This window comes from Frankia sp. CoWAU3, from assembly GCF_977971855.1.
In genome coordinates this window covers 1-9,478 of the sequence record NZ_CDWWXB010000031.1, presented here as the reverse complement: position 1 = coordinate 9,478, position 9,478 = coordinate 1, and the positions used below count along the sequence as shown (strand labels likewise).

The 9,478-nt window shown below is 69.2% G+C and carries 10 protein-coding genes and 2 pseudogenes; 8 read left to right on the top strand and 4 right to left on the bottom strand.

The window, feature by feature from the left end:
• Both pafA and AC08ON_RS05295 read right to left on the bottom strand, forming a co-directional pair.
• Window positions 1-964 (bottom strand): Pup--protein ligase (gene pafA / locus AC08ON_RS05300; protein ID WP_476616547.1); only part of this gene is annotated, 964 nt, incomplete at its 3' end.
• A gap of 10 nt (window positions 965-974) precedes the next feature.
• Window positions 975-2,153, bottom strand: a complete 1,179-nt coding sequence (locus AC08ON_RS05295; protein WP_476616546.1) for a hypothetical protein — start codon at window positions 2,151-2,153, stop codon at window positions 975-977.
• Between the two features lie 303 nt (window positions 2,154-2,456).
• Here AC08ON_RS05295 and AC08ON_RS05290 point away from each other — a divergent pair, with 303 nt between their 5' ends.
• The 4 genes from AC08ON_RS05290 to AC08ON_RS05275 all read left to right on the top strand — a co-directional run bounded on the left by AC08ON_RS05290 (window position 2,457) and on the right by AC08ON_RS05275 (window position 5,502).
• Window positions 2,457-3,245 (top strand): dienelactone hydrolase family protein, encoded by a 789-nt coding sequence (locus AC08ON_RS05290; RefSeq protein ID WP_476606724.1) that lies wholly within the window; start codon window positions 2,457-2,459, stop codon window positions 3,243-3,245.
• A gap of 334 nt (window positions 3,246-3,579) precedes the next feature.
• Window positions 3,580-3,924 (top strand): P-type ATPase actuator domain-containing protein, encoded by a 345-nt coding sequence (locus AC08ON_RS05285; RefSeq protein ID WP_035910222.1) that lies wholly within the window; start codon window positions 3,580-3,582, stop codon window positions 3,922-3,924.
• 60 nt (window positions 3,925-3,984) lie between these two features.
• Entirely contained in the window at window positions 3,985-4,296 is a 312-nt protein-coding gene (locus AC08ON_RS05280) for a hypothetical protein (RefSeq protein WP_476606723.1), read from the top strand.
• Window positions 4,297-4,323: 27 nt separating this feature from the next.
• Window positions 4,324-5,502 carry a hypothetical protein gene (locus AC08ON_RS05275; protein ID WP_476606722.1) on the top strand — a complete coding sequence of 393 codons (1,179 nt, stop codon included), beginning with the start codon at window positions 4,324-4,326 and terminating at the stop codon, window positions 5,500-5,502.
• Window positions 5,503-5,673: 171 nt separating this feature from the next.
• On the opposite strand, the pseudogene AC08ON_RS05270 reads toward AC08ON_RS05275, so the two are convergent.
• Window positions 5,674-5,907 (bottom strand): annotated as a pseudogene (locus AC08ON_RS05270) (IS256 family transposase); the annotation flags it as partial.
• A 921-nt stretch (window positions 5,908-6,828) separates the two neighbouring features.
• Between AC08ON_RS05270 and AC08ON_RS05265 the strand changes: the two are divergent.
• From AC08ON_RS05265 to AC08ON_RS05250, 4 genes are all read left to right on the top strand, one after another.
• Entirely contained in the window at window positions 6,829-7,026 is a 198-nt protein-coding gene (locus AC08ON_RS05265; protein ID WP_043590978.1) for a hypothetical protein, read from the top strand.
• A 9-nt stretch (window positions 7,027-7,035) separates the two neighbouring features.
• Window positions 7,036-7,440 (top strand): PIN domain-containing protein, encoded by a 405-nt coding sequence (locus AC08ON_RS05260; RefSeq protein WP_476606721.1) that lies wholly within the window; start codon window positions 7,036-7,038, stop codon window positions 7,438-7,440.
• A 162-nt stretch (window positions 7,441-7,602) separates the two neighbouring features.
• Entirely contained in the window at window positions 7,603-8,268 is a 666-nt protein-coding gene (locus AC08ON_RS05255) for a GNAT family N-acetyltransferase (RefSeq protein ID WP_476616545.1), read from the top strand.
• A 57-nt stretch (window positions 8,269-8,325) separates the two neighbouring features.
• Entirely contained in the window at window positions 8,326-8,601 is a 276-nt protein-coding gene (locus AC08ON_RS05250) for a hypothetical protein (RefSeq protein ID WP_476616544.1), read from the top strand.
• Window positions 8,602-8,973: 372 nt separating this feature from the next.
• Here AC08ON_RS05250 and AC08ON_RS05245 read toward each other — a convergent pair.
• Window positions 8,974-9,273 (bottom strand): annotated as a pseudogene (locus AC08ON_RS05245) (DUF234 domain-containing protein); the annotation flags it as partial.
• Between the last annotated feature and the right edge of the window lie 205 nt (window positions 9,274-9,478).

Here is a 9,478-nt window from a genome sequence, read left to right as displayed (position 1 = left end):
GCTCGAGGTCGTCGGTCTCGATCGCGAGCAGGGTACGGCCCCACAGGTCGAGCACCCGCTTGGCGACCTCGTCCCCGTCCCCGCCGCGGCGCTCCACGAACTCGACCGCCTTGGAGTGGTACTCCCGCTGGATGTCCAGCGCGCTGACCTCACGTCCGTTGGCCAGCTTGATCCTGCGCTGGCAGGTCATGTCGTGGCTGACCTCGCGAATCGCCCGGATCGGGTTCTCCAGGGTCATGTCCCGCAGCATCACACCGGCCTCGATCATGCGCAGCACCAGGTCGGTCGCCCCGAGCTTGAGCAGCATGGTCGTCTCGCTCATGTTCGAGTCGCCGACGATCACGTGCAGCCGCCGGAACCGCTCGGCGTCGGCGTGCGGCTCGTCACGGGTGTTGATGATCGGCCGGGACCGGGTGGTCGCCGAGGACACCGACTCCCAGATGTGCTCGGCGCGCTGGGAGATGCAGTACACCGCGCCCCGCGGGGTCTGCAGCACCTTGCCCGCGCCGCACAGGATCTGCCGGCTGACCAGGAACGGCACCAGCACGTCCGCGAGCTTCGAGAACTCGCCGTGCCGACCGACGAGGTAGTTCTCGTGACAGCCGTAGCTGTTGCCGGCGGAGTCGGTGTTGTTCTTGAACAGATGGATGTCGCCGGCGATGCCCTCCTCGCGCAGCCGTCGTTCGGCCTCGACGAGCAGGCCCTCGAGGATGCGTTCCCCGGCCTTGTCGTGGGTGACCAGGTCGGGCACGGAGTCGCATTCCGGGGTGGCGTACTCCGGATGGCTACCGACATCCAGGTAGAGACGGGCGCCGTTCTTGAGGAACACGTTGCTGCTGCGTCCCCATGACACGACACGACGGAACAGGTACCGTGCCACCTCGTCCGGGGACAGCCGTCGCTGCCCCCGGAACACGCAGGTGACGCCGTACTCGTTCTCCAGTCCGAAGATGCGGCGGTCCACGTCTGTGACCCTATGCTCGGATGCCGCCTCGGCGCGCCGGGACGCTCGGGCCGGATGTCAGCCTGATGCGGATTCGCCCCTCCTGTGGACGGACAGGCCGACCGACAACCGCTAGGCCCAGCCCGACGACGAACCAGCCGGCGAGGACCAGCACCGGGCGGCCACCCCCGGCACCGTCGAAGTAGGCCGTCGAGCGCAGCAGCGTGGCACCCGCCCCCGGCGGCGCAAACTGGCCGATGTCGCCCCAGGGCCGTGGCAGCATCTCCGGGGCGGAGGCCGCCCCCGACAGGGCGGCACCGGCGACCAGAACCAGCACCGCGGCGACGAGACCCGGCACGCCCGCGACCGCCCCGAGTCCCAGGACCGGCCCGGCGACGGCCAGCGCCAGCAACGTCACGACCGCCATCGTCGTCAGGAACTCCCCGGGTAGGACGTCCAACGCCCCCTGCAGCGCGACGGCCCCGGCGAAGCCGGAGAGCACCGCGAGCGCGGCGAGCCCGGCGAGCCGGATCACCCGCGACCCCACCATCCGCGCCAGCAGCACGCCGGCCGCGGTGATCACCAGCGTCAACGGGAGGTAACCGGCCGCCAGCCCGCCGCCGGCCTGGTCCCGTGGCGCGTTGGCCACCACGTCGACCACCGGGATCTCCAGACCTGGCATGAACACCCGGATGCCCCGAGTCAGCGCCTCGGTGACCGCCGGACTCGCTGCGGAGGCGACCCGCAGGGTCAGGCCGTTGCCGCCGATGACGATCGCGGCGTAGGCGTCACGCTCGCGCAGCGCACGGTCGGCGGCGGCCACCGTCGGCACCGTGCGCACCGTGAGGGCGCCCGGCTCCACCCGGCTGATCTGGTCGGCGAGCGCGGTCGCCGCGGGTGCCGGGCCCACGGTGAGGATCGGCAGGTCCCGGGGACGCAGGCTGGTGACGGACGTTCCGTACAGCCAGACCAGGACGCCCATCAGCAGGGCCATGCCGACGGTGATGACGGCGATCAGCCGGACACCGTGCGTGCCGAGCCCGTCGACGCCGCCGAACCGGGCCCACGCCCGTCCGGCCGGATCGGCCGGATCGGGCAGGCCGGTCTCGCCCGAGGCCGGCGGGGGCGACGGCGCCGAGTGTCCCGGCTCGGGGCGCCGCCCCGGAAGAGGATCATGTTCGCCGCCGCCACGATGCCGTTCCCCGGTCACCACAGGAGGACTCCGACGGTCCGGTCGACGTGCGCCGGGTCCACCGCGCCCTCCCAGGCCGCCGCCACCCTCGGCAGTGGTTGCCTCACCGTGTCCTCCCTCCGTCCGGCGACACCCGCCAGGCTGCTACAAGGAGTAGCGTGACGCCTTCATGCTGTCGGGGCTTGTCCGGCGGCGTGTCGCGGCCGGCATGTCCGGGTGAATCCGCCGGTCCGCGGCGGTTCCGGACACCAGGTGGTCGACGGACCATGGGCGGGACAGGCGGATCGGGCGGGAAGGCTCCCCGGCGGGAAGGATGGCGACATGGCAACCGGAACGAACGACGCGGCGTCCCATCGAACACGACATGACGGCGAAGACAGGGCCCGGCTGCGGGCGCAGGCCGTCCGCGGCCGCGGCGGGCTGCCGCTCACGGTCCTCGCCCCGGCCGCGAAGGACCCGCCGCGCGGCGGCTTGGTCGTCGTCCAGGACGCCCGAGGCATCACGCCGTACCTGGTCTCCGTCTGCGACCGGCTCGCCGCCGCCGGCTGGCTCACCGTGGCCCCGCACCTGTATCACCGCGACGGGCTGGACGAGGTGGACCCGGCCGACGGCTGGGCCGCGGCCACGTCGACGATGGGCACCCTGTCCGGCGCGGGCATCGACGCCGACATCGACGCGGCGCTCGGGCACCTCCTCGCCGCGGGCTTCCCCGCCGAGCGGAGCGCGATCATCGGCTTCTGCATGGGTGGCACGGTCGCGCTGCACACCGCCACCCGGCACACCCTCGCCGCGGCGGTGTCGTTCTACGGCGGCGGGATCAGCACACCGTACTGGCCCGGCATCCCCGCCCTGGTGGAGGCGGCACCGTCGTTGCGCGGGCCGTGGCTCGGCCTCTACGGCGAGGAAGACGCCCTGATCTCCACCGACGAGATCGCCGCCCTACGAGCCGCGGCCGCACGCTCGGGCGCCCCGACGGAGCTGGTCAGCTACGCCGGGGCCGGCCACGCCTTCCACAGCGACGACCGGGAGGCGCTCTACCGCCCGGTCGCCGCGGCCGACGGCTGGTCACGGGCACTCGCCTTCCTCGACCGGCACGTTCGCCCCCGCTGAGGCGCCCGGCCGGCCAATCGAAGATCGTCACCATCGACCTCACGAGCATCACCCATCTGGCGTCCAGAGATCACGGTGGGCGCACGCGAGAGATCGGCGGCGGATGAGGGCGGCGGTGCGCGCCAGGTACGGCCCACCGGAGGTGGTGGGAATCCAGGAGGTCGACAAGCCCGCGGCCGGCGGCGGTCCGGGCCCCGGACGGTGCCGCGGCTAGGCTGCTCTGATGCCACGTCATAGCTGATGCCACGTCATAGCTAGCGACAGCTGGCGCGGCTCAGCGTAAGTCTGCTCTGCTGGCAGCGTAACGGTTGGAGTATGGGGACCGGGATCGTGGATGCGTCTGGGCACACTCGTGCGGACCGGCTCGGCGGCGGCCGTGGTGGTCGCCACCGGCGCGCGTACCCAGTTCGGCCGGATTGCGCTCGGGCTGGGCGAACGGCACGAGGAGACCCAGTTCCAGATGGGGCTGCGCCGGTTCTCCGGGCTACTGGCCCGGGTCGCCGGCGTGCTCACCGGCTCGATCTTCGTCATCAACCTGGTGCTGGCCCGGCCGCTGATAGACGCGTTGTTGTTCTCGCTGGCCATCGCGGTGGGCAGCACCCTGCGCCGTCGACGAGCGCGGGCGGCCGCGAGCAGGCTGTCGTGGTGCGGGCGGACCACGGACCCGGTCATACCCTAGTGCAGGTAGGACGAGGGCCGGTGAGGATTGTCCGCCCATCGCGTCGGTAGGCTGCCGACCATGGCGGAGCTGAGTGACGTCGAGCTGGACGCGCTGGTCGAGAGTGCCGTCGTCGACGCCTATGGTGAGGACGAACAGATCACGGCGTTTCATGCCGTGATCGGGGACAGCCTCGCCGTTCCCTTCCGGGCCACCGTACTGGGCGTGGAAGTGACAGTGATGGGGATCGATCTGTTGCCTGGAAGCGGTATCGTCGCAGTCTGCGCCCGGGGGAGGTATCGCCAGGCGATAGGGATTCTGGACCTGCTGCTGCCCGACCCTCCTCCGGGTGGGGCGGAATGGATCGAGGCCTACCGGCGCTGGGCGCTCTGACGGCGAAATGACAAGATCAGGTAGAAGATGTCCACGTACCAGTACTACGAGTTCCTGGCCGTCGACCGGCCTCTGGACGCACGGCAGCAGGACGAGGTCCGTGCGCTGTCCACCCGGGCCAGGATCACCGCCACCAGTTTCACCAACGAATACCACTGGGGTGACTTCCGTGGTGATCCCCGGAAGATGGTGGAGCGGTTCTACGACGCCCATCTCTATCTTGCCAACTGGGGCACCCACCGGGTGATGCTCCGCCTGCCCCGTGCCCTTCTCGATCTCAAGGTCGCCGAGCAGTACTGCGCCGATCCGCATGTGACCGCCTGGACCACCGGAGAGCATCTCGTCCTCGATCTGAGTAGCGAGGACGAGGGCGGGGACTGGGTGGAGGGCGCCGAGGACTCGTTGTCGGCGATCGTCGGTGTCCGTGCCGAACTCGCCGCCGGTGATCTGCGGCCTCTTTATCTGGCCTGGCTGGCGGCTTACGGGGTGTGGGAACGCGACGAGGAGGCCTTCGACGACGAGGAGGACGATCTCGAGCCGCCGGTGCCCGCCGGGCTGGGTTCCCTGACCGCACCGCAGCGGGCTCTGGTGGATTTCCTCCGTCTCGACGCCGATCTGCTTGCCGCCGCGGCCCAGGCGAGTCCGCCTGCGGCCCAGGCCAGGGAAGATCCCCACGCACTGGCCAGGTGGATCAAGGATCTTCCCTCCGGTGACAAGGAGAAACTCCTGCTCCAGGTCACACAGGGCCATGGGGCCCGGGTCCAGATGGAAGTGCTACGGCGCTTTCGTGGCGAGCCCGATCCCCTCCGGGATGGCCGTCCCCGCCGCACGGTCGCCCAACTGCTGGACGCCGCCGCGGACATCCGCCAGGAACGCCGGCGGCACGCCGAGGCTGCTCGTGCCGAGCAGGACGCCCGCGATGCCCAGGCGCGGGCGCTGGCTCGGGAGAAACGGCTGGACGCTCTGGCCCGTGATGGTGACACGGCCTGGGGGCGCGTTGACGCGCTGATCGACACCCGCAGGCAGAGCGACTACGACGCGGCCGTCGACCTTCTTGGGGATCTGCAGGCGCTGGCCTCACGTTCCGGCACCACCGTGGAGTTTGCCCGACGGTTCACGCTCCTGCGCCAAGTACATCTCCGGAAGCCCAGCCTGATCGCCCGTTTCGACCGTGCCGGCCTCGGTGCCGTCACGACCGGGCAGTGACCCGTCCTCAGGTCTCCGCGGTTGATCTGCCGGCGACCCGACACTGATCCGAGGCGGGGGCGCCCGTCCGGTTTCCCTGGAGGAATTGCCAAGACTTGTGGATGGTGATCGCTAGGCGGCTTGGGTCACGGGTGGGGTGGTGGGTCGTTCGATGAGCTGGCCGCCCTCGAACACGGCGCCGGAGGTCATCACCTGCCGCGGCTGGGCGTGACCGTCACGGACGACCAGCCGGCGGCCGCGTTCGTCACGCTGGTCAGCGAGTTCCGCGATGTAGGCGTCGACCTCGGCTTCCAGGGCGGCGGCGAGCATCCGCCGGGCACCTTCCCGCACGATCTCGTCGATCAGCGACGGGCTGCTCACCGGACCATCGGCGGGCGTGCCGTCTTCGGGGACTACCGTGAGCACGGGCGTGCCTTCCAGACCGACGCGCCAACGTCGGTCTGACTGAGACCTCAACCTCGATCACCGGGAAGGTACGCCCTCCCCAGCCGATCCACAGGTCTCAACCATTGCTCGTTCCCTATCCGCATGTCGGTCAACAGCGAAGTGATTGAACAGCGGGCAGCGTCCCACCATGTAATACCGGTCATCGTGGACGTGTCGTTCCCGCTACCCGAGCGCACCACTCAACGGCGGATGTCCGGGCTGGCGCTCGGGGCCATGGTCTGCCGGCTTCGACCACTGGTGTCATCCCGGGTCGTGACCCGCGCCCCGTGCATGGACGTTCCCCGCCGTGGCCGCACGTTTCCGCTGGCAGACGGCCTGTTTATGTGATCGGGGATGGTGATCGTGGGGCCGGGGATGGTGGGGTGGCGGTTCGGGTTGCGCCCGGTTCTGCCCACTGGTCACTGTGACTATTGGTGTGACCTGGGATTTCGTCCAACCTTTTGCTAGTCGTCAAGTTCGCACAATACGAACCGGGCGATGCCCGCAGTGCGCCACCAGGCGTGCGAAGTCCTTCGGCCGGCGACGGGCGTACGTCCGCTCCACGGGGCCGTACCCACCCGCCGGCCCGGTGCTCGGTGAGCACGGCGGGCAGCTCGACATCCAGGCCGAATTTCTCCGTCAACCCGGGCTACCCGGCCGTCTGCGGGGTGGTCGCCAGCCCGCGGTGTGGTCCTGGCTGGGGATGGCCGCCGCCCACCTCGCAGACGAACGTCCACAAGCCGGCCGCCATCCATCGGCGCGGGCTGGATAAACTCGTCCGGGTGGAAGGGGCGTACCTGTGTATCCATGCCACAGCTGCACGGGTCGCGAGCTGTGCGTCGCGCCGTATGCTGGTCCTGGCTGCAGTGCGCCGGAGACGCCAGCGAGGAGGTCTCGTCCATGAGCACTCCAGGGATCGGCCATCCGTTGTACCCGCCGCTGCGCCCCACGGTCACCGTCGAGGAGCTCCTGGCCACGAGAGGTACCCAACCCATCCGCTCGCTCGACGACCTGGCCGCTGACACCTTCGATTCCGACGAGGAGCTCGACGAGTTCCTCGCGTTCACCTACGCCGAGCGTCGTCGCGACGTCGCCTGAGCCGTCGCCGTGCAGCCCGTCGTCCTTGACACCGACATCGTGTCCCTGAGTCACAAGCGCAGGCTCAGCAGGCCCGTGGCAACCCGCCTGATCGGCCGCCGGCCGCTGATCACCTTCGTGACCTTCGGTGAGCTCACCAAGTGGACCGATCCGCGAGACTGGGGTAGTCGTCGACGTCAGGAACTCGCCGACTGGCTTTCAGGAATCCCTGTACTACCCGGAGATGAAGCCGTCGCTGCCACCTGGGGCGTACTCTCCGCAGCCGCCACCCGGGCCGGACAGCCCCGTCCAGTCAACGACATGTGGATCGCGGCGTGCTGCCTCACCCACAATCTGCCGCTCGCCACCTTGAACCCGAAGGACTGCATGTACTTCAGGGATCATCATGGTCTACGGATTCTTGGCGAGGAGTAACCGCTGCTTCCGAACGGCGGGCCCCGGGGTCATGCGGTACGCCGTGGTGGCCGGCTGCGACGTCGCCACCGTGACGACTCAGCCGGGATCGAAGTCCCAGCAGAACACGCAGCGCGCCGGTTTCGACCTCCTCCACACCCGCGCCATCCTCAACGCGCGGCGATGTTGGCGGGCCAGCCCGAGGCTGTCCGGTCAGCCATGGAGAAGACCGGTGGCGGAAATGGCCGGCGCAGGTTGGCGCTGCTAAAAAGAGCCATGACCACGACACCACGAATTCAGCAGTACCAGGGCGATCGACGCGAGCTCCGCCCTCTGTTCGAGCTGGCCGAAGACTCGGCCAGTCAACTCGACGCCTACCTCCGCCTCGGCCACGTTCTGGTCGCGCTCCTCGACGACCGAATCGTGGGACATCTTCAATTCGTTCCCACCGGACACCCACAGACGGTCGAGATCAAGAACATGGCAGTGCTGAAGCCCCATCAGGGACATGGGATAGGCCGGGCGCTCATCGAGTCACTGGTCGAGCTTCTCGCGGGTGCTCCGGTGACCGCGCTGCTCGTCGCGACGGCCGCCGCCGACATCGACAACCTGCGCTTCTACCAGCGGCGCGGGTTCCGGTTCCGCTCGGTCGAACGCGACGCTTTCACGGCGGCGACGGGCTACCCCGGCTGCGTCGTCATCGACGGCATCGAGCTGCGCGACCGGGTCTGGCTTGACCTGGCGCTGCCCGCCACCGGGCCCCGCGTCGAAAACCGGGACCTTCTCCTGGCCAGCCGCCCCGGGTTGTTCGAAGCCGAGCACTGCCTCCCGCACACCGGCCTGGGCTAAGTAGGGAGCCGACCGGCCGGCCTGAGCAGGAACGTTGCGACCTATATCGCCGTGGCCATGATCCTCGGCATCTATTTCGCGCTGAGCTCCGGCACCGTGGACAGCATCGTCTACGACGTCGTCCTGGAGGAGACAGGCTCGAGCAAGCTCTACGAGACCTGGATCGGCCGGGCCACCATGATCGAGAGCGGTGTTCTCGTGGTCAGCGCGCTGGCCGGTGGAGCGATCGCCGGCTGGGCCTCCGCGCGGGTGGCCTCCTTCGCCACCTTGCCGTTCGTGGCGGCCTCGGCCGGTCAGACTCGGAACGCCTCGCCGAGAGGTAAGGCGGCATGAGAGCACCATTGGACGCTCACATGCAGCGGCCCAGGCGGCATACTCCAGCCAAGTCCCGATGAGAGAGCTCCGGCGCGGCTCGGGTGGATATTGCTGATCGAAGATGTCGGCGGCAGTGACGGTGAGACATCCTGGCGGCGCGTTACGGATCTCCTCGCGAGCGCACAGCGCAAGGCGTGCCCGGGCAGAGCCTTCGGTCCCGCCACTGTCAGGGCCGGCAGCTCCGTCGTCTGTCTGGCGCTCCGAGGCTGCTGGAACGGCCGATGTAATAGCGTGAGCCTTTTCCAGGAGCCGGCTGGAGATCCGTCGACCGTCAACAGAGCGCGCCCACTTCGCCTCGCCGAACAGAACCGGGTGTCGGTCCCTGCCCGCGAGCACGACCGCATCGATCTCGTTCTGCCCACCCGCGCTCCAACAAGGCCCGACCGCGACGATGTCCCTGCCCAGCGCGCCGGCGACCGCGAGTCGGCGTAGGTGCTCGCGAAACGCTTCCTCCCACGGTTTGCCGAGATGGCCGTCCAGACTCTCGATCAGTACTGGCAGCAGTGCTTTCCCTAATCCACGCTCGATCTCCGCGCGGTACCGAGACAGCACGCCGAGATAGAAAGCGAGGAAATTGTCGGCGATCCGGTAGACGCGCCAACGGCTGCGCGCTGGTTCGGTGACGGGCATCAGCCGTTCGACCAGCCGCAGCTCGACGAGCCGATCCAGAGTACGGGCCGGTTCAGCCCAAATATAGCAGGGCTGCGCGAAGGTCGCGTGGTGTGACGGCCCGTTGCGTTAAGTGGCTATGAATTGGAGTGTCCGGCGGCGGTCTCCGGCGATGTGTTCGAGGGTTTCCTTGACTTTTCGGACTCCGCGGAGGCGGAGGAGGCTC